Annotated in this window: 17 protein-coding genes; 11 read left to right on the plus strand and 6 right to left on the minus strand. The window is 67.3% G+C overall.

Annotation, left to right across the window (positions count from 1 at the left end):
* Positions 1 to 80: 80 nt before the first annotated feature.
* Positions 81 to 1223 carry an anhydro-N-acetylmuramic acid kinase gene (locus tag C8J25_RS13160; RefSeq protein WP_107954841.1) on the minus strand — a complete coding sequence of 381 codons (1143 nt, stop codon included), beginning with the start codon at positions 1221 to 1223 and terminating at the stop codon, positions 81 to 83.
* 94 nt (positions 1224 to 1317) lie between these two features.
* On the opposite strand from C8J25_RS13160, the gene rimO reads away from it, so the two are divergent.
* The gene (gene rimO / locus C8J25_RS13165) at positions 1318 to 2673 is read left to right on the plus strand and encodes a 30S ribosomal protein S12 methylthiotransferase RimO (protein WP_107955015.1); all 1356 of its coding nucleotides are present in this window, start codon (positions 1318 to 1320) and stop codon (positions 2671 to 2673) included.
* A gap of 94 nt (positions 2674 to 2767) precedes the next feature.
* Here rimO and C8J25_RS13170 read toward each other — a convergent pair whose 3' ends face one another.
* On the minus strand, positions 2768 to 2914 hold the full coding sequence (locus tag C8J25_RS13170) for a lmo0937 family membrane protein (protein ID WP_107954842.1): 147 nt from the start codon (positions 2912 to 2914) through the stop codon (positions 2768 to 2770).
* 164 nt (positions 2915 to 3078) lie between these two features.
* Here C8J25_RS13170 and C8J25_RS13175 point away from each other — a divergent pair, with 164 nt between their 5' ends.
* Together C8J25_RS13175 and C8J25_RS13180 are read left to right on the plus strand one after the other, a co-directional pair.
* Positions 3079 to 4470: a serine hydrolase domain-containing protein gene (locus C8J25_RS13175; protein WP_107954843.1), complete on the plus strand. Its 1392-nt coding sequence runs from the start codon at positions 3079 to 3081 to the stop codon at positions 4468 to 4470.
* A complete protein-coding gene (locus C8J25_RS13180) occupies positions 4467 to 5852 on the plus strand; it encodes a leucyl aminopeptidase family protein (protein WP_107954844.1) in 1386 nt (461 codons plus the stop codon). The genes C8J25_RS13175 and C8J25_RS13180 overlap by 4 nt, the downstream gene beginning before the upstream one ends.
* A 112-nt stretch (positions 5853 to 5964) precedes the next feature.
* On the opposite strand, the gene C8J25_RS13185 is transcribed toward C8J25_RS13180, so the two are convergent.
* Positions 5965 to 6663, minus strand: a complete 699-nt coding sequence (locus C8J25_RS13185; protein ID WP_107954845.1) for a hypothetical protein — start codon at positions 6661 to 6663, stop codon at positions 5965 to 5967.
* 167 nt (positions 6664 to 6830) lie between these two features.
* On the minus strand, positions 6831 to 7574 hold the full coding sequence (tpiA, locus tag C8J25_RS13190; RefSeq protein ID WP_107955016.1) for a triose-phosphate isomerase: 744 nt from the start codon (positions 7572 to 7574) through the stop codon (positions 6831 to 6833).
* A 150-nt stretch (positions 7575 to 7724) separates the two neighbouring features.
* On the opposite strand from tpiA, the gene C8J25_RS13195 reads away from it, so the two are divergent.
* Entirely contained in the window at positions 7725 to 9680 is a 1956-nt protein-coding gene (locus C8J25_RS13195; protein WP_107954846.1) for a peptidylprolyl isomerase, read from the plus strand.
* A 4-nt stretch (positions 9681 to 9684) separates the two neighbouring features.
* Positions 9685 to 11178 carry an anthranilate synthase component I gene (trpE, locus tag C8J25_RS13200; protein ID WP_107954847.1) on the plus strand — a complete coding sequence of 498 codons (1494 nt, stop codon included), beginning with the start codon at positions 9685 to 9687 and terminating at the stop codon, positions 11176 to 11178.
* A 153-nt stretch (positions 11179 to 11331) separates the two neighbouring features.
* On the opposite strand, the gene C8J25_RS13205 is transcribed toward trpE, so the two are convergent.
* A complete protein-coding gene (locus C8J25_RS13205; RefSeq protein ID WP_107954848.1) occupies positions 11332 to 11736 on the minus strand; it encodes a hypothetical protein in 405 nt (134 codons plus the stop codon).
* A 184-nt stretch (positions 11737 to 11920) separates the two neighbouring features.
* Here C8J25_RS13205 and C8J25_RS13210 point away from each other — a divergent pair, with 184 nt between their 5' ends.
* From C8J25_RS13210 to moaC, 4 genes are all read left to right on the plus strand, one after another.
* Positions 11921 to 12517 (plus strand): anthranilate synthase component II, encoded by a 597-nt coding sequence (locus tag C8J25_RS13210; RefSeq protein ID WP_107954849.1) that lies wholly within the window; start codon positions 11921 to 11923, stop codon positions 12515 to 12517.
* Between the two features lie 133 nt (positions 12518 to 12650).
* Positions 12651 to 13643 carry an anthranilate phosphoribosyltransferase gene (gene trpD, locus C8J25_RS13215; RefSeq protein ID WP_107954850.1) on the plus strand — a complete coding sequence of 331 codons (993 nt, stop codon included), beginning with the start codon at positions 12651 to 12653 and terminating at the stop codon, positions 13641 to 13643.
* Between the two features lies 1 nt (position 13644).
* A complete protein-coding gene (gene trpC / locus C8J25_RS13220) occupies positions 13645 to 14421 on the plus strand; it encodes an indole-3-glycerol phosphate synthase TrpC (RefSeq protein ID WP_107954851.1) in 777 nt (258 codons plus the stop codon).
* On the plus strand, positions 14418 to 14885 hold the full coding sequence (gene moaC / locus C8J25_RS13225; RefSeq protein ID WP_107954852.1) for a cyclic pyranopterin monophosphate synthase MoaC: 468 nt from the start codon (positions 14418 to 14420) through the stop codon (positions 14883 to 14885). Before trpC ends, moaC begins: the two co-directional genes overlap by 4 nt.
* Before the next feature lie 84 nt (positions 14886 to 14969).
* Here the strand turns inward: moaC and C8J25_RS13230 are convergent, their stop codons facing one another.
* Positions 14970 to 15662, minus strand: coding sequence for an energy transducer TonB (locus tag C8J25_RS13230; RefSeq protein ID WP_244187080.1), 693 nt, complete (start codon positions 15660 to 15662; stop codon positions 14970 to 14972).
* Positions 15663 to 16231: 569 nt separating this feature from the next.
* Between C8J25_RS13230 and C8J25_RS13235 the strand changes: the two genes are divergently transcribed.
* Entirely contained in the window at positions 16232 to 17413 is a 1182-nt protein-coding gene (locus C8J25_RS13235) for a molybdopterin molybdotransferase MoeA (protein WP_107954853.1), read from the plus strand.
* 68 nt (positions 17414 to 17481) lie between these two features.
* Positions 17482 to 18156 carry a transcriptional repressor LexA gene (gene lexA, locus C8J25_RS13240; protein WP_107954854.1) on the plus strand — a complete coding sequence of 225 codons (675 nt, stop codon included), beginning with the start codon at positions 17482 to 17484 and terminating at the stop codon, positions 18154 to 18156.
* The last annotated feature ends 254 nt before the right edge of the window (positions 18157 to 18410 follow it).

The raw sequence follows: 18410 nt of genomic DNA on the forward strand, positions 1-18410 counted from the left end.
TTGTTCTCCCGCGAAGGCGGGAGCCCAGACTGGGCTCCCGCCTTCGCGGGAGAACAAGCTTTTACACGTTGGCCGACAAACTAAACCCGATCCACAACCCCACCAGCCATCGCCACCGGTACGCCCGTAGTCCCCGGAAAGCTGATCGCCAGCCCCTTCAGCGTCCGAACCGCCATATACGCAAACCCCTCGGCCTCCAGCGCATCGCCGTTCCACCCGAGCACATCGGTAGGCTCCACCACCAACCCGGTCCGCGCGGCGATCATCGCCAGCATCGTCGGATTATGCCGACCACCCCCCGCCACCAGCAACCGAACCGGCCGAGCCGGCAAATGCCGCAAAGCCTCCGCCACCGTCGCCGCGGTAAACGCCGTCAAAGTCGCCGCCCCATCAGCAGCGGACAACCCCCGAGCCGGCTGGATCGTAAAATCATTCCGATCCAGCGACTTCGGCGGAGGCGCATCGAAAAACGGGTGATCGAGCATCGCCGTCAGCACCGTCTCGTCGACCCGCCCGGACGCCGCCAACGCCCCCCCGGCATCATACCGGGCACCAGTCTCCGCCTCGACCCAGCTATCGATCAGCCCGTTCGCCGGCCCGGTATCGAACGCTACCAGCCCATCCCGGTCCATCATCTGCGCCCGCTCCGGCGACATCTCCCGCGAATCATGCATGTCCCGCCCACCGGGAATGAAGGTGATGTTCCCCACCCCACCAAGGTTCAGCACCGCGACCGGCCCCTCGAGCCCCGCCGCCAAGGCCGCATGATACACCGGCAGCAACGGCGCCCCCTGCCCGCCCGCGGCCACATCCGCCGAGCGAAAATCCGACACCGTCGTGATCCCGGTAGCCCGCGCGACCGCCGCCCCATCGCCGATCTGCCACGTCCAGCGCCGATCCGGCCGATGCGCGATCGTCTGCCCGTGGAAACCGATCACATCGACCTCCGCCGCCGCGACGCCAGCATCCGCCAGCAGCTTGTGCACCGCGAACACGTGCGCGCGCGTGATCAGTTCCCCCGCCGCGACCACCGGCGGACTGGCGCGCGGCTTGTCGAACGTCAGCGCCATCCGCGTGGCCTCCGCCAGTTGCGCCCGCGCCGCATCCGAATACGGCTCGCCACGAAACGCGATCGGCCGCACGAACGCCTCGCCGTCGGTCTCGATCAACGCGGCATCGATCCCGTCGAGCGACGTCCCCGACATCAGTCCAATCGCCAGCATATCGGTTCCTTCCCGCGCAATCTCCCCACCCATGGCGGATGCATTTTCCGCCGCCTAGAAAAAACCGAACTTTGCGCCTATGTGCGCGGGCTTCATGGCAACAACACTCCCCTCCCCGCCGAAGATCGGCATGGTCTCGCTCGGCTGTCCGAAGAACCTCGTCGACAGCGAGCGGATTCTCACACAGCTCCGCGGCGACGGCTATCAGATGTCGCCCGACTATGCCGGCGCCGACATCGTCCTCGTCAACACCTGCGGCTTCCTCGACTCCGCCAAGGAGGAGAGCCTCGAGGCGATCGGCGAGGCCATCGCCGAGAACGGCCGCGTCATCGTCACCGGCTGCATGGGCAAGGAAGCCGACGCGATCCGCGCGCGCTTTCCGCAGGTCCTCGCGATCACCGGTGCACACGAATATGAGCAGGTCGTCGGCGCAGTTCACGAGGCGGCACCGATGCCGCCGTCCGCGTTCCTCAACCTGATCCCCGACGCCGGCCTGAAGCTTACCCCGCGCCACTACAGCTATCTGAAGATCTCGGAGGGCTGCAACCACCGTTGCTCGTTCTGCATCATCCCGAGCTTGCGCGGCGACCTCGTCAGCCGCCGCCCCGACGCGATTCTGCGCGAGGCGGAGAAGCTCGTCGAAGCCGGCACCAAGGAACTGCTGGTCATCAGCCAGGACACCTCGGCGTACGGCGTCGACCTGCGCCACGCCAGCTGGCCGGTGAAGACCGGCGGTCCGATGTCGCGCAACGAATCCCGAGATGTCCGCGCGCACATGACCGATCTCTCGCGCGAACTCGGGAAGATCGCGCCGTGGGTCCGCCTCCACTACGTCTATCCGTACCCGCACGTCGACCACGTCATCCCGCTGATGGCGGAGGGCCTCGTGCTGCCGTATCTCGACATTCCGTTCCAGCACGCCGCACCATCGGTGCTGCGCCGGATGAAGCGCCCCGGCAACGACGCGAAAGTGCTCCAGCGCATCCACAACTGGCGGACGATCGCGCCCGACATCACGATCCGCTCGACCTTCGTCGTCGGCTTCCCCGGCGAGACCGAGGAGGATTTCCAGTATCTGCTCGACTGGCTCGACGAGGCGCAACTCGACCGCGTCGGCGCGTTTCGCTTCGAGCCGGTCGAAGGGGCGGCGGCGAACCTGCTCCCCGACCACGTGCCCGAAGAGCTCAAGGAGGAGCGCTACGCCCGCATCATGGAAAAGACCGCGGCGATCTCCGCGGCCAAGTTGCAGGCCAAGATCGGCCTCACGCTCGACGTCATCATCGATGCGGTTGACGAGGAAGGCGCGACCGGCCGCTCAAAGGCGGATGCGCCCGAAATCGACGGCGAAGTCTTCCTCCGCGATGCCGGCCATTTGACGGTCGGCGACATCGTCCCGGTTACGATCGAAGATGCCGACGACCACGACCTCTACGGCGTGCCTGTCGCCTAACCCCGCTTACTGTTCTCCCGCGAAAGCGGGAGCCCAGGATTCCAAGCGATATCGCCCGTAACTCTGGACTCCTGCGTCCGCAGGAGAACCAAAGTCAGACGACGTTGCGGCCGGTAAACAGCTTCACCAGAACGACGATGACCGCGATCACCAGCAGGATGTGGATCAGTCCGCCTGCGACATGGAAGGCAAAGCCTGCCAGCCAGAGGATCAGCAGGATGACGGCGATGGTATACAGCATGGTTGTGTCCCCTAAGACTAAAAAGGCTCCCGGTCGGACGATGAAACGTGCGTGTAACACGACGTGTTCCGTCAACATTTCTGCCCTAGCCTAACCCCTTCAACCGTCACGGAATAAAAATCACGGCGTTGCGCGCGCACGCCGGTTCTGCTTCGTTGCGCGCCATGATCCTCCGCCTCCTCGCCGTCGCCGCGCTGCTCCCCGCTCCCGCCATCGCGCAATCGCTCACCCCCGCCGAAACCGCGCAGATCGACACGCTGGCGACCGGCGCGCTCGGCGATACCGGCGTGCCCTCAGCCTCGATCGCGGTAGTCCGCGGCGGGCGGGTCGTGTTCGCCAAGGCGTACGGCAAACCGTCCGAGGCGATTGCCAAGGCAGACCCTAAGCTCCCCTACCAGATCGCCTCGATCTCAAAGCAGTTCACCGCCGCCGCGATCCTCATGCTCGAGGACGAGGGCAAGCTGAGCCTCGATGACACCGTCGCGAAATACATCCCCGGCATCACCGGCGGCGACCGCATCACGATCCGCCAGTTGCTCAGCCACACCTCCGGCCTCCAGGATTACTGGCCGCAGGATTACAGCTTCGCGGCCATGGCCAAGCCCGTCACGCCGCAGCAGATCGTCGATCGTTGGGCCAAGAAGCCGCTCGATTTCCAGCCCGGCACGCAGTGGCAATATTCGAACACGGGCTACGTCGTCGCCGGCCTGATCGTCGAGAAAGTCGCCAAACAACCGCTGTTGAGCTTCCTCCAGCAACGCATCTTCAAGCCGCTCGACATCCGCGCGCTCGACCAGGACAAGGCGATCGGCAAGGCGTTCCCGCAAGGCTATGGCCGCTTCGCACTAGGCCCGGTCCGCCCCGAAACCCCGAGCGCGGACGGCTGGCTCTACGCCGCCGGCGAACTCTCGATGAGCGCCGAAGACCTCGCTAAATGGGACGTCGCGCGCCTCAACCGCACCACGCTCCCCGCCGACGACTGGGCCGCGCAGGAAACCCCGGTCAAACTCGCGGACGGTAGCAGCAACGGCTACGGCCTCGGCGTCTTCACCGGCAGCGCGAACGGCCGTCGCTACGTCGAACACAGCGGCGAAGCGGTCGGCTTCCTGTCCGAGAACACCGTCTATCCCGACGACAAGGCGGCCATCGTCGTCCTCACCAACAGCTGGTTCAGCGACGCAACGGGCCGCATCGCCGCGGGCGTCGCAAAAATTGTCCTGCCGCCCGCCGCCGCCAGCGCCGAAGACACCGCCGCGCTCGCCCGAGCCCGCGCCGTCTACGACCAGCTCCGGACCGGCACACTCGACCGCAAAGGCCTGACCGAAGACGCGAACTACTACTTCAAGCCGGTCGCGCTGACCGACTACAAGACCAGCCTCGGCGCGCTCGGCGAGCCCACCGCGTTCGCACAAACCGGCAAGACCCGCTTGCGCGGTGGCTTCGTCAACCGCACCTACCGCATCACCTATCCCGACCGCACGCTCTCGCTCAGCACCTATGCCGAGCCCGGCGCGAACGGCCGATACGAACAACTTTTGGTGGCACCCGCACAATGACCGACTTCGCCTCGATGCTCCAACCCGACCGCGGCCAGCCAGCCCGGACGATCCACGTCGTCCAGCCCGACGCGTACGAAGGCTGGCTCGCCAAACAGTCGCAGCGCATCCGCACGACGATCGCGGCACACCGGCTGACCGGCAAGCCCGGCGACCGCGCGGTCCTGCCCGGCGAGACCGCGGACGACTGGTCGATGCTGCTGGTCTGCAACGAAGCCGTCACGTCCCCCTGGCGGATCGCCTCGCTCGGCGCGTCGCTACCCGAGGGCACGTATCGCCTAGCGGAGGGGCCGGTCGGCGCAGCCGGGCTTGGCTGGATGCTCGCCCAGCACCAGTTCACGCGGTACGTGAAGCCCGACGCAACCAGCCCCCGCATACTCCTGACCGCCGACGCTGCGCATATCGACGAGACGGTTCGCCTCGCCGAAGCCACCGCGCTCGTCCGCGACCTCGTCAACACCGGCGCGTCCGACATGGGCCCCGCCGACCTCGAAGCCGCCGCCGAGACGCTCGCCAAACGCCACGGAGCGACCGTCACCACTACGCGAGGCGATGCGCTAGCGACCGGCTACCCGATGATCCAAGCAGTCGGCCAGGCCGCCAGCAAGGACCGCGCGCCACGGCTGATCGAACTCGAATGGGGCGACCCGTCGCACCCCCGCATCGCACTGGTCGGCAAGGGCGTCACCTTCGACACCGGCGGGCTAGATATCAAGCCGTCCGCCGGCATGCGGCTGATGAAGAAGGACATGGGCGGCGCGGCGCACGCGCTGGCGCTGGCGAGCCTCGTGATGGCGGCCAAGCTTCCGGTCCGTCTCCACCTCCTGATCCCTGCGGTCGAGAACTCGATCGCCGGCAACGCCTTCCGCCCCGGCGACGTGCTCGCCACGCGCAAGGGCCTGACGGTCGAGAACACCAACACCGACGCCGAAGGTCGCCTTGTCCTTGGCGACGCGCTGACGAAGGCGGGCGAGAGCAATCCCGAACTGATCGTCGACTTCGCGACGCTGACGGGAGCGGCCCGCGTCGCACTTGGCCCGGACCTGCCGCCGATGTTCACCGATGACGAATCCCTAGCGGCGGACCTGCTTGCGTCGGGGCTCGAGCAAAACGACCAGATGTGGCGCCTGCCGCTTTGGAACGGCTATGACGAGATGCTCAAGTCGGACATCGCCGACATGGTCAACGCACCCGATGGCGGGTTCGCGGGCGCAATCACCGCCGCGCTGTTCCTCCGGCGGTTCGTACCGAAGACCGCGGCGTGGGCCCATCTGGATGTGTTCGCGTGGCGGCCGTCGGCCAAGCCGGGTCGGCCTAAGGGGGGCGAGGCTTACGCCCTCCGCGCCGCGTTCGCGATGTTGGCTAAGCGGTACGACGCCTAGCCGTTCCCCCGCGGAGGCGGGGGCCCAGGGTCTCACAGGATAGCGTTCGTGACCCTGGACCCCCGCCTCCGCGGGGGAACTGGGTATTTTACCGAGTTCCGCGCAGGACCAGCTAACTCGTCGCGAATTGCCCGAACGGCAGCAGCTTGTCCGCCAAAGCCTTCGTCGCATTCGCATCGCCAGCCCGCAACGGCACCAGAACCGCCACGGCAGCTTTCCGCACATACCCGTCGATCGCAGTCGGCGTCGGTGCCTTGCTCGCGGTCTCGACCAAAGCCCGTCCCCGAGCATCGTTCGGGTCCAGCTCCAGCCGCAGCAACCCGGCAAGCCCGGCAAACATCGCCCGGTTACCACCCAGCGCCACCGACCGATCCAAAGCCTCGAACCCGGTAGCCTTTTGAGCGCCCGCGACAGCCCGCCCGACGAACCGCCCGAGCTTCGCGATCACCCCGACATGCCACGCGCCCAGCGCCGCCTGCGCCTCGGCATTGCGCGGATAGCGGACGACCAGCGCCTCATATTGTTTCCGCGCGGCGATCGCCTCGCTCCGGTTGCCGAGCAGCTTGGCGCGATACCCCTTCGCCATCGCCTGCATGATCGCGGCCTCGGCGTCGTTCGGGGAACGGCTCAGCGCCTGCCCCGCCGCCGCCGCCGCCCGGTCGATCCGCGCCAGCGCGACATTGCGATCGCGGTCGACGAACCCGGCCTGCGTCAGCAACTCACGCGGCGTCTCGGCACGCGCCGCGATCGGACACAAAACGGCGCTCGCGATCAGCGAGGCACTCACGCAACCGGGGAACCACCTGGCCATATCAACCCTCGCACCGAAGTTGTCCGATCAAAGTCCCAGCCTGAAACTTGACCGTCGAATCGTGTCACGGACCATAAGACCGCCATGTTTATCGAGACTTAACACGCTCTATCCGAGATCCGGATCGTAAACGTCCAGATCCGGATCAAGATCGACCGGACCGCCCGTCACAACCCCGCGGCTGCCTCGATGATCGGCACGAACTTCTCGGCGGTCAGGCTAGCACCACCGACCAGCGCCCCATCGACATTCGGCGTATCGAGAATCGACGCTGCATTCGCCCCCGTCACCGACCCGCCGTACAGGATCCGCACCCCGGCCGCCGCATCACCGATCAGCATCCGCAACTTCGCGCGCGCGATCGCGTGAATCGCCGCGATTTCGTCCAACGTCGGCGTGCGCCCCGTCCCGATCGCCCAACGCGGCTCGTACGCCAGCGTGAACCAGCTCCCATCCGCATTGTCCGGCACCGACTTCTCGATCTGCGCCTGAACGACACGTTCTGCACGGTCCGCATCGCGCTCCGCCTCGGTCTCACCGCAGCACAGGATCACGTTCAGCCCCTGCCGCCGCGCCGCCGCCGCCTTCGCCCAGGCGTCGTGGCTGGTCTCATGCTGGTCCGCGCGACGCTCGGAATGGCCGACGATCGTGAAGCTAGCGCCGACTTCCTTGACCATCGACGCCGACACGCACCCGGTATGCGCGCCCGAATCCGCCTCGTGCACGTCCTCCGCGCCGATCGCCAACCCAGGCACGCGCTGCGACGCCGCGTCGATCAGCGTGAACGGCACCGCCACCGCGACGTCAACGCCCGGCGCGCCGGCCGCTGCCGCAGCGATCGTATCAAGTTCGGCCAGCGCCGCGCGCGACCCGTTCATCTTCCAGTTTCCGGCTACAAGCTTACGCCGCATCGTCATCTCCCGCGTGTTTTGCCCAGCGATAGCGCCGCACCCGCCCCGCACAACCCCACACAACCCCAAGCAACGTTGCGCGCCCGACTTGAAGAGCCGCCCTCGCCCCCGTAAAGCAACCGCGTTCCTATCCCTGTCGATCGGCTGTCCATGCTCGCTTTCTTCCGCCGCCTTACCCATTCGAAGGTCGGCGTGATCATCACGTTCCTGGTACTCGGCGTGATCGCGCTCGCGTTCGCGGCGGGTGACGTCACCGGGCTCAGCTCGATGACCGGCGGCGCCGGGATCACCGGCGGCGACGTCGCCAAGGTCGGCAAGGCGGACGTCACCGCGAACCAGCTGAAGACGCAGGCGCAGACCGAGATGGAGGGCTTCCGCCAGCAGCAGCCGACGCTCGACATGGCGACCTTCGTCAACCAGGGCGGCTTCGACGGCACGCTCGACCGGATCATCTCCAGCATGGCGCTCGAGCAGTTCGGCCGCGCGCAGGGCATGGTCGTCAGCAAGCGCGCGATCGACGGCCAGATCGCCAGCATCCCCGCGCTGCAGGGCCCGACCGGCAAGTTCGACGAGGATCTCTACCGCCAGGTGCTCGCCCAGCGGAAGCTGACCGACGCGCAGATCCGCAGCGATATCGAGCGGGATACCTTCGCGCAGCAGCTGACGCTGCCGTCGAACGGCGCGACCCAGGTCGCCAGCCAGCTCGCACTTCCCTACGCGTCGCTGCTGCTCGAAAAGCGCACCGGCACGATCGGCTTCATTCCTGCCGCCGTCGTCCCCGTCGGCCCCGCGCCGAGCGATGCGGACCTCAACACCTTCTATCAGCGCAACATCGCCCGCTATACCGTCCCCGAACGCCGCGTCGTCCGCTACGCGATGATCACGCCCGAGGCCGTCAAGGCACAGGCCGTCCCGACCGACGCCGAGATCGCCAAGACCTATCAGCAGGATAGCGCACGCTACGCCGCGACCGAGAAGCGTGACATCACGCAGGTCGTCGTCGCCGACCAGGCCGGTGCCGCCGCGATCGACGCCAAGGTGAAGGGTGGCGCCAGCCTCGCCGACGCCGCCCGCGGTGCAGGGCTCGAAGCCTCGACCCAGACCGGTGTCGAGAAGGCCGCCTATGCCGGAACGACGTCCGCGCAGGTCGCCGATGCCGTCTTCGCCGCCGCCAGCGGTGCGGTGATCGGCCCGGTCCGCACGCCGCTTGGCTGGACCGTTGCCAAGGTCGACAAGATCGAAAAGGTCGCTGCGCGTTCGCTCGATCAGGTCCGTGGCGAAATCGCCGCCGCGCTCGGTATCCAGAAGTCGGCCGAGGCGCTCTCGTCGATCCACGACAAGATCGACGACTCGCTGTCGAAGAACGCGACGTTCGACGAAGTCATCGCCGACCAGAAGCTCGCGGCCGTCACCACGCCTGCGCTGATCGCCAGCGGCCTCAACCCCGACGACCCCGCCAGCAAGCCCGACCCTGCGCTTACGCCGCTCGTCGCCGCAGCGTTCCAGGCTGCCGATGGCGACGGTCCGCAGTTGGTCCAGGTCGGCACCGATGGCGGTTTCGCCGTCGTGGCGCTCGGCCGCGTCGTCCATTCGGCCCCGCGTCCGCTGGCACAGGTTCGCGCCGCGGTGCTCAAGGACGTGACCGCCGATCGTGCTCGCCAGGCCGCACGTCGCGTCGCCGGCGAAGTGCTTGCGCGCATCAACAAGGGCATGCCGATCCAGCAGTCGCTCGCACAGACCAAGCTGCCGATGCCGCCTGCCCGCACGCTGACCGCCGCCCGTGCGCAGCTCGCCGCCGATCCGCGCGGCGCACCGCCCGCGCTCGCGCTGATGTTCAGCATGGCGCCGAACACCGCCAAGACGCTGGCCGCACCCGACGACAGCGGTTGGTTCGTGATCAAGCTCGACAGCGTCCAGAGCGGCAACGCGACCGGCAACGACGCGGCGATCAAGGCAGCACGCGGCAACATCGCCCGCTCGGTCGGTCGCGAATATGTCGAGCAGTTCGCCAAGGCGGTCCGTGCCGATGTCGGCGTGAAGACCAACCCGTCCGCACTCGCGCGCGTCCGTGCCGACCTGCTCGGCCAGGGCAGCGCCGGGAACTGATCGCATGACGAGCGCGCGTGAAGCCTTGGCCGAAGGGCGTCCCGCGCTCGTCTGGCATCGCCAGGTCGCCGACACCGAAACGCCGGTCGCCGCCGCGCTGAAACTGATCGAGCCGGGACGTGGCGACTTCCTGCTCGAATCGGTCGAGGGCGGCGAGACCCGCGGTCGCCACAGCCTGATCGGCCTCGCGCCCGATCTGCTGTTTCGTGCGCATGGCCATAGCGCAGAAATCAACCGTCACTGGGCAACCGATCGCGAGACGTTCGAGCCGTGCCCGGTCCCCACGCTCGATGCGTTGCGCGCGCTGGTCGCGGAATGCCGCGCGGACGTTCCCGCCGAACTGCCCCGCGCGCTAGCCTGCCTCGTCGGCTATTTCGGCTACGAGACGATCGGCTTGGTCGAGACCCTCCCGCAGCCGCCGGTCGATCCGCTCGGGCTGCCCGACATGATCTTCGTACGCCCGACCGTCATCTTGGTGTTCGACCGCCTGACCGACGCGCTCTACCTCGTCGCGCCCGCCTGGCCCGATCCCGCACGCGATGCCGATGCGATCGTGACCGAGGCCGAAGATCGTCTCGACGCGGTCGCCGCCAAGCTCGCCAGCACGCCCGTCCCCGCACCGATCCGCGCCGACGTCGCCGAGCCCACCTACACGCCCGCGCTCCCCGAAGGCCGCTACGGCGAGATGGTCGCGGCAGCAAAGGACTACATCCTCGCCGGCGACATCTTCCAGGTCGTGCTCGCCCAGCGCTTCAGCACGCCGTTCGCACTGCCGCCGTTCGAGCTCTACCGCTCGCTACGTCGCATCAACCCTTCGCCGTTCCTGTATCACCTCGACCTGCCCGGCTTCGCGCTGATCGGCTCGAGCCCCGAGATCCTCGTCCGCGTCCGCGACGACGAAGTCACGATCCGCCCGATCGCCGGCACGCGCCCGCGCGGCAAGACCGCCGCCGAGGACGAAGCGAACCGCATCAGCCTGCTCGCCGACCCCAAGGAGCGCGCCGAACACCTCATGCTGCTCGATCTCGGCCGCAACGACGTCGGCCGCGCCGCGGCGCCGGGGTCGGTGAAGGTGACCGCCAGCTACGGCGTGGAATTTTACAGCCACGTCATGCACATCGTCTCGAACGTCGTCGGCATGTTGTCGCCAGACAAGGACGCGCTCGACGCGCTCTTCGCGGGCTTCCCCGCCGGCACCGTCAGCGGCGCGCCCAAAGTCCGCGCCTGCCAGATCATCGCCGAACTCGAACCCGAACGCCGCGGCGCGTACGCGGGCGGGGTCGGCTATTTTTCCCCCGATGGCTCGATGGACTCGTGCATTGTCCTCCGAACCGCAGTGGTGAAGGACGGCACGATCCACGTCCAGGCCGGCGCGGGTATCGTCGCCGATAGCATCCCCGAATACGAACAACGCGAATGCGAAGCCAAGGCCGGCGCGATCATCGCCGCTGCACGCGAGGCTGTCAGCCGGGCCAAAGCTCCGGGCTTCGGTCAGTAGACCAGCCAGCTAACGCCACCCCGGCGAAGGCCGGGGCCCAGTTGGAAAGGTCGTAGTAACGAAGCGCAGCGATCGGTTGGCGCCGTCCCCCAACTGGGCCCCGGCCTTCGCCGGGGAGATTTAAATCTCAAAATCTCTTATCGCAAAAAAGGCTTACGGCGCGGTATTCGTCTCGCTAGCCGGCGCACGACGCTCCTGGGCATAGGCATTGTTCCGCGCCAGGAAGCAGCCCGACTGGCCACCAGTCCCGACCGCCGAGCATGTATCCGGCAACCCGCCGGCAACACGCCCGAGCTGATCCATCGACGCCGCACGATTGACCCAGCTCTGGTTCTGCGCGGCGATCGGCTTGTCGTCGCGCAACTGCTTCGGGATGCGATACGGCTGGTCGAGCGTCGAACACACCACGACTTCGCCCGCGGTCGACTTCGGGCACGCCTGATCCCCGGTCAGCGTCACGCTGCGAATGCGCTGCGGCGGGGTGTCGACCTGCGCCTCCTGCGCGTACGCCATGGCGGGGAATGCGATCAGTGCGGCGAGGACGGCGGTACGAAACATGGATCAGGCTCCTTTGAGCGAATAACGTCCGTCATGCAGCATTGCTCCGCACTGAATGATGGTCGCCTGCCCGGGCGATATAGGAACCGCCATCGCCGTTCGCGACCTTACCAAGGACAATTAGCGCCGAACCGTCCCGGCCGAGCGCTGTTGCACCGCGCCCCGCATCGGCTATGGCGGCGCCATGATCCTCGTCGTCGACAATTACGACAGCTTCACCTGGAACCTCGTCCATTATCTGATGGAGCTGGGTACCGAGGTGGAGGTCGTCCGCAACGATGCGATCTCCGCCGGGCAGGCTCTGTCGTCGGGCGCGGACGCGTTCCTCATTTCCCCCGGTCCCTGCACGCCGACCGAGGCGGGCGTAAGCCTCGACCTGGTCGCCGCCTGTGCCGATGCCGGCAAGCCGCTGCTGGGCGTGTGCCTCGGCCATCAGGCGATCGGCCAGCATTTCGGCGGCAAGGTCGAGCGCGGCGGCCTCATGCACGGCAAGACCTCGCCCGTCGTCCACGACGATACCGGGCTGTACGCCGGACTGCCTTCGCCGTTCATCGCCACGCGCTATCACTCGCTGATCGTCAACGCAGTCCCCGACACGCTGGTCGTCAACGCGACCACGCAGGACGGCACGGTGATGGGCTTCCGCCACGAGACGCTGCCGATCCACGGCGTCCAGTTCCACCCGGAAAGCATCGCCACCGAACATGGCCACGCAATGCTGGCCAACTTCCTGAAGATGGCCGGCATCCCGATCAAGCCACGCGAAGGCCTTGAGATATGACCGCCGCCCGAGCCCTCCGTCACCCCGGACTAGTTCCGGGGTCCATGGTCCCGCACGCTCGCGATCGATTGGCTACGCGAAACCGTGGATGCCGGAACAAGCCCGGCATGACGGAAAACATTGCGGTGGCGGCATGACCACAACCACCCTCCTTCCCGATCCGTCCTCACCCCTCTCCCGCGAATCCGCCCGAGAAGCGTTCGCCGACATCCTCGACGCTCGCGCGAGCGACGACGCGATCGCCACCTTCCTCACCGACCTCGCGACCCGCGGCGAGACCAGCATCGAGATCGCCGAAGCCGCGCGCGCACTCCGCAACCGGATGATCCCGATCGACGCCCCCGCCGGCGCGATGGACGTCTGCGGCACCGGCGGCGACGGCCACCACACCTTGAACGTCTCGACCGCCGTCGCGCTGGTCGTCGCGGCAACCGGCGTGCCCGTCGCCAAGCACGGCAACCGCGCCGCCTCGAGCAAGGCCGGTGCCGCCGACACATTGGAAGTCCTCGGCCTCGATATGAACCGCGCTGGCGCCACCGCGGAGGCAAGCCTCAACGAGATCGGCATCGCCTTCCTGTTCGCCGCCAACCACCATCCGGCGATGAAGCGCATTACCCCGATCCGCCAACGCATCGGCAAGCGTACGATCTTCAACCTGATGGGCCCGCTCGCCAACCCGGCCGGCACCACCCGCCAGCTCATCGGCATCGCCCGCCCGGACTATGTGTCGCTCTACGCCGAAGCACTCGAACAGCTCGGCACCGAAGCCGCGCTCGTCGTCTCGGGCGAAGAAGGCCTCGACGAACTGTCGGGCGCCGGCCCCAGCATCGTCGCCTCGGTCGGCAGCGTTACGCTCCCCGGCAAGGTCACCCCCGAAGACGCAGGCCTCACCCGCCACGCCATCACCGACATCCGTGGCGGCGACGCGCACCACAACGCCGACGCACTCCGCCGCCTGCTGAAAGGCGAGGCCGGCGCCTACCGCGACGCCGTCCTGCTCAACGCCGCCGCCGCCTTGATGGTCGCCGGCACCGTCCCCACTCTCGTCGACGGCGCTGCTAAAGCCGCCGCCGCCCTCGACACCGGCAGCGCCGACGCGCTGCTCGCCCGCTGGATCGCCTACTGACATGACCATGCTCGACCGTATCCTCGAGACCAAGCGCGCCGAAGTTGCCGCGCGCAAGGCAACGACCTCGCTCGCCGACATCGACGCCGGCATCGCCCGCATGTCGAAGCCCCGCGGCTTCCGCGCCGCGCTCGACGCGAAGACCGGATACGCGCTGGTCGCCGAGGTCAAGAAAGCGAGCCCCTCGAAAGGCCTGATCCGCGCCGATTTCGATCCCGTAGCCCACGCTCGCGCCTACGAAGCCGGCGGCGCCGCATGCCTGTCGGTGCTGACCGACGAAAAGTGGTTCCAGGGCTCCGACGCCTATCTGACGGCCGCGCGCGATGCCGTTTCGATCCCCGTCCTGCGGAAAGACTTCATGGTCGACCCATGGCAGTCGACCGAAGCGCGCGCGATCGGTGCCGACTGCATCCTGATCATCGTCGCCGCGCTCGACGACGTCCAGATGGCCGAGATCGAGGCCTCCGCGCTCGAATGCGGCATGGACGTGCTGGTCGAGGTCCACGACGCGCACGAGATGGAGCGCGCGCTGAGACTCAAGTCGCGCCTGATCGGCGTCAACAACCGCGACCTGCGCGACTTCTCGGTCGACTTCCAGCGCACCTACGACCTCGTCGGCAAGGCGCCCAAGGACTGCACCTTCGTCGCCGAGAGCGGCCTCACGACGCGCGCGGAGCTCGACGCGATGGCCGAACACGACATCCACTGCTTCCTGATCGGCGAAGCGCTCATGCGCCAGGACGACGTCGAAGCGGCCACGCGGGCGCTGATCGGGTGACCGGCCTGACCCACATCGACGAAGCCGGCGCGGCCCGCATGGTCGACGTAGGCGGCAAGGCAGTCACCGCCCGCGAAGCCGTCGCCTCCGGCCGCATAACCATGTCCACCGAAGCCGCAGCGGCGATCGGCGCCGGCACCGCGAAAAAGGGCGATGTCCTGGCAGTCGCGCGCGTCGCCGGCATCATGGCCGCCAAACGCACCAGCGATCTCATCCCCCTCTGCCACCCGCTCCCGCTCACTAAGGTGGAAATCGACCTGGTAGTCGACGAAACCGGCGTCACCGCCACCGCCACCGCCTCGACCGAAGGCAAGACCGGCGTCGAGATGGAAGCGCTCACTGCCGCCACGGTAACGCTCCTGACGATCTACGACATGGCCAAGGCGATCGACAAGACGATGGTCCTCACCGACATCCGCGTCCGCGCAAAGTCCGGCGGCAAATCCGGCAACTGGACCGCCTAAACAAAACCCTCTCCCCAAAGGGGAGAGGGAAAGACGCCAAAGGCGGCGAGGGTGAGGGCAAGCCAAGCGAGGCGAACTCACCCCTCAATCGTCATCCATAGACCAGTCGTGGCTCTCCACGATCGTCGACTCCACTGGTCGCCCCGCCGCATCCAGCGATGGATCATACCGAAACCGCTGCTCGATCAGCCGACACGTCAGTGCATCAAGCTCCCGGCTCCCACTAGACCGGGTCACCCGGCACCGCGACACGCGCCCATCGGTTTCGACCACGTACCGCACGAATACGCGCCCTCTGATCCCGGTCTCGGCACCGTCGTCCGGATAGTCGGAGTCCTTCAACCGCCCCTTGCGCCACCGCGGCGGCGTCTCCTCGCCACCCCCGCCGTCGCCGTCGCCATATCCCCCACTCCCGGTGCCATTCCCGACCCCGCCACTCCCCGTCCCCGGCCCGCGCACATCCGACGCGCCCGCCGTAGCTTGGGCCCCCACCCCAGCCTTCTCCGCAACGACGACCGGCGGCGGGATAACAACCGGCACCACCGGCGGCGGCGCCACCAATTCGGTAGCCTTCGATTTCATATTAGGCGGCGACGCAGCCCCCTCCGGCTTCCGGCTAGGCGACGGTCGAGGTCTGACCTTCTCCTCGGGCGGCGGCGGCGGAGGCGGTGCCACATCGAACACCTTCAACGCGTCGCTCACCGCCGCCGGCATCGTCACCACCAGCCCATTGAGCAGCGCATAGCCCAGCACCCCCGGCAATAGGACAGCGCCCACCGCCGCCCCGATCCTGTCTCTCGCCCGAGGCTGATTGCGTGTCATCATGCTGATCTGGTGTCTCTTTCCCCCAAACAAAGCCCTGCTCCGGATGAACCGGCGCTGGCCGAGCGTGCGAAGAGGCAACAGGCGATCACCTGCATTCCCCCGTTGGTTAGAAAGGGAGTAGCGCCTCTACACAGCACCACCCCGGCGAAGGCCGGGGCCCAATTGGGAAGGTCACAGTAACGAAGCGCGACGTCCGCCCAACCCCTGTTTCCCCGCGAAGGCGGGGACCCAGACTGGACTCCCGCCTTCGCGGGAGAACAAGAAAGATGTCGCAAACGTTCGATATCAAGCAGCCCAGAGAGCAACGGACCGTCCTGTCGCAACTCCAACAACACCTGTCCTACGTCCCAGACCCATGGCAAAGCACCAGACACGCCAAAACTCACCCCCTCCGCCGGACCTTCTACCGGACGAGACCGTTCCAAACCCGAAACCTCAGAACCGCGCCCGCCAAATGTCTCCCAGCGTGTGAACTTCCTGCACTTCCAGCAGGAGAGCCGCCCAGAAACAGAGCCTTACGCATGACCCTAGTCCCAGTCGCCGAAGCCCAGACCCGCCTCTTCGCCATGGCCCCCCGCGTCGCTAGCGAGACCGTGACGCTACGCGAAGCCGCCGGCCGCTGGGCCGCCGAGGACATCCTCGCCCGCCGCACGCAACCCGCCGCCGACCTCTCGGCGATGGACGGCTACGCAATCCGTTACACAGACCTCCCCGGCCCCTGGACCGTCATCGGCGAAAGCGCCGCCGGCCGCCCCTTCGCAGGCCAGGTCGCCGCCGGCCAAGCCACTCGCATCTTCACCGGCGCCGCCATGCCCGAAGGTGCCGACACCGTCATGGTCCAGGAAGAAGCCGAGCGTGACGGCGAAACCCTGATCCTGGCCGGCGAAGGCCCCCCGACGCTCGGTCGCAACACCCGCCGCAAGGGCCTCGACTTCTCCACCGGCACCCGCCTGATCGCCGCGGGCGATCGCCTCAGCCCCGCGCGCATCGCCGTCGCCGCAACCGGCGGCCACGGCAGCCTCACCGTCAACCGTCGCGTCCGTGTCGCCGTCGCCGCCACCGGCGACGAACTGGTCCCGCCCGGCTCGACAACCGACGGCGTCGCGCTCCCCGAATCGAACGGCATCATGCTCGCCGCGATGCTCGCCGACATGCCCGTCGACATCATCGACCTCGGCATCCTCCCCGATAATCTAGACATCCTCCGCGAAGCCTTCGCCGGCGTCGAGGCAGACCTGCTCGTCACCACCGGCGGCGCCTCAGTCGGCGACCACGACCTCGTCCGCCCCGCAATCGAAGCCGCGGGCGGCACCATAGATTTCTGGCGGATCGCGCTACGTCCCGGCAAGCCGATGATGGCCGGCCGGATCGGCGAGATGATGGTGCTCGGCCTCCCCGGCAACCCGGTCTCCGCGTTCGTCACCGCGACGCTGTTCGTGAAGCCCGTCGTCGCGCACATGGCCGGTGCGCGCGACCCGCTCCCCCAATCCACGCACGCACTGCTCGGCGAAGACCTCCCCGCCAACAACGCCCGAACCGACTATCTCCGCGCCGAACTGCGCCACGGGAAAGCCTATGCCTCGACGATCCAGGACAGTTCGATGCTGCTCACGCTCGCGCGGTCGACCTGTATGATCGTCCGCCCCGGCAACGCACCCGTAGCAAAGACAGGCGAATCGGCGGAAATCCTCGTGATCGCGTGAAGCGAGCGCTTGACGGCGTTAATTATGTTCCATAGAAGTTCCCAGTCTGTTCCGGACGGAGAACCGCCATGCTCACGCGCAAGCAGCACGAACTCGTCTGCTTCATCAACGATCGCCTCAACGAAACCGGCGTCTCGCCGTCGTTCGAGGAGATGAAGGAAGCACTCGACCTCAAGTCGAAGTCGGGCGTTCATCGTCTGATCAGCGCGCTCGAGGAGCGCAACTTCATCCGCCGCCTGCCGAACCGCGCGCGCGCGCTCGAAGTGCTGCGCATGCCCGAGCGCCCGGAAAAGAAGACGCCGACCAAGCCATCGAACGTCAAGGCCGCCCCAGCCGCCGCAACGCCGCAACCGGCCAACGACGTCATCGAGATCCCCCTCCACGGCCGCATCGCCGCCGGTGTCCCGATCGAAGCGTTCGAAGGCAGCACCATGCTAGCCGTCCCCGCCGCACTCCTCGGCACCGGCGAACATTACGCCCTGGAAGTCTCAGGCGATTCGATGGTCGAAGCTGGCATTCTCGACGGCGACTACGCCCTGATCCGCCGCACCGAAACGGCGCGAGACGGCGAAATTGTCGTAGCCCTGATCGAAGACAGCGAAGCCACCCTAAAATACTTCCGCCGCGAAGGCGCGATGGTCCGGCTCGACCCCGCCAACCGAGCCTACGACCCCCAACGCTACGCCCCCGCCCAAGTCCGCGTCCAAGGCAAACTCTCCGGCATCCTTCGTCGCTACGACTGAACGGACGCCTCCTACTCCGCGCGGTCGCAAGAATTTGTGCACGCGGAGACGCGGAGGTGTTACGCTCGGGGAGAACCGGCGGATTCAAACGACGTCGGATGAATCACGGGATAGCCATCAAACTGGTCCGGTTCATCGTTTGAGACACTGCTCCGCGTCTCCGCGTGAAAATTCATCGCCGACCACCGCGCGCTTCGGCTGATGATTTGGATCGCGCGAAGGCGCTAAGGCGCGAAGATGTTGCGTTTGGGGGG

Origin of the sequence: Sphingomonas faeni, from assembly GCF_003053745.1 — a bacterium.
Lineage (GTDB): Bacteria > Pseudomonadota > Alphaproteobacteria > Sphingomonadales > Sphingomonadaceae > Sphingomonas > Sphingomonas faeni.